1 protein-coding gene is annotated in these 1,527 nt (G+C 49.6%); it reads right to left on the bottom strand.

Translation table 11 applies throughout. From position 1 onward, the window contains the following. Nucleotides 1-63: 63 nt before the first annotated feature. A complete protein-coding gene (locus BM283_RS17740) occupies nt 64-513 on the bottom strand; it encodes an ISAzo13-like element transposase-related protein (protein ID WP_368086459.1) in 450 nt (149 codons plus the stop codon). Between the last annotated feature and the right edge of the window lie 1,014 nt (nt 514-1,527).

The raw sequence follows: 1,527 nt of genomic DNA, 5'->3' as shown, positions 1-1,527 counted from the left end.
CCGTGGCCTTGCACTCGATGCTCAGGCGCATGACCTGCCCACCTTCCAAATACGCTGGATCCGCTATGGGCTTTCCGTCCTTGTCCGCGATATTGACAAAGATAGCATCCGTTTCCGGGAGTTTTTTTGGAGTTTGGCCTTGACCACCTTGTGCAGGCGGTAGCCATTCCGGTTCAGCACCTGGGCCATCGTGCTGGGCGATGGCAGGCCATCCTCCGGAAAACCTTGGGCGCGTAACCGATCCAAGGCCGCCGCCACGGTCAGCCGGGTATCTGATAGCGCCGTACGGAAGGTCGGGTCTTGCTGACAATGCGATTCCGCCAATGCCCGGAGGGTCTGCGCCACATCTGGGTGCTTCTCCTCCCAGAGGCGGTTTCCGCAGTACGCTGCTTGCGCCCCCAGGCAAATCACGCCCGTGCGCTGTGCATTCAGCCCGAGTTCGATCGTGTCGCGATTCCAGCCAAATACCCGCTCTGCCCGGCGGGGACTGCCCCGGCAATATTTCAACGTCATCGCCGCCTGAAAGGAGCGGCGTTCCGCTCCGAGCATTTTCGAACTTGCCAGTCTCAGGTCTTCTATTTGGGACGTGCTCAGGGGCGCAACTGTCGGGGCGGAGGCGAACAGCATGATCAAGCTAAGTGGTTGAACAAGTGGAAGCCCAATTATACCTCAATGGGAGTAGCTTTTTCGGAAATCACCTAATGCTGATGACTCTGTAAAATACCGGTATGAAAAATAAGCTGATTTCATTTGCTAGTTCCTAGCTACCAAAAATTACTCCAATAAAACTGTAGCCGTTCTTATGCTACGCATCGAACATCTCAAAGCATGCTGTTTTTTCAAGAACGCTGCTGCATGACGCACTTCAAATGGGATCAGATTGTCTGATCTCATTGTAGAGTTTGGCATTGTAAAGTTATGTTCCATTCTTTGTTCAGTCATCGATTATTAGGCACCAGCGATGGCCCATAGGCACGCTCCTAAATGACATTGTGCCCTCTCGGTCCCAATGTAACTGTGACCGTATTGGCCAGTATATTCATCCATGCGATAATTTTAGCGCTTACCGCTTGCCGGAACAGAATCTGTTTTGCGGGCAATGTTGCCTCCTGAGTGAATGTCAAGTGATGTTGCCTAGGTTACTACTCTATCATGCCAAAGATTAGCGAGTAACCTGCAAGCAGGTGATTTATATTAGATTATCAATAACAAGGACTACATAACTAGAGTTTAGAGTAAACCATCTCCCACAGTTGGAATTTTTTCCAGCTTGAAGAATGTAATGCGCTTGATCTTTTTGTTGCATTACATGCTGTTGCTTTGTTCACATCTTGAATTCCAGTTTTTATTCCAATCTAGTGGCATGAATTTTTTATATTTTCCATTCCACCATGACCGAATAGCAACATGCCTTAAAATATTGACCAGTCCCGTACGAATCTGCCCGGCAGTTTGGGGCTGATGCTTGCGCCATGGAGAATGCTGACACAGTGTCTCCACTGCCTGGCTGTTCAAGCAACTCAATAG

Origin of the sequence: Nitrosomonas sp. Nm34 (assembly GCF_900113925.1) — a bacterium.
Lineage (GTDB): Bacteria > Pseudomonadota > Gammaproteobacteria > Burkholderiales > Nitrosomonadaceae > Nitrosomonas.
The sequence above is the reverse complement of the archived record's forward strand: the minus strand, read 5'-3'. Positions and strand labels throughout refer to the sequence as shown.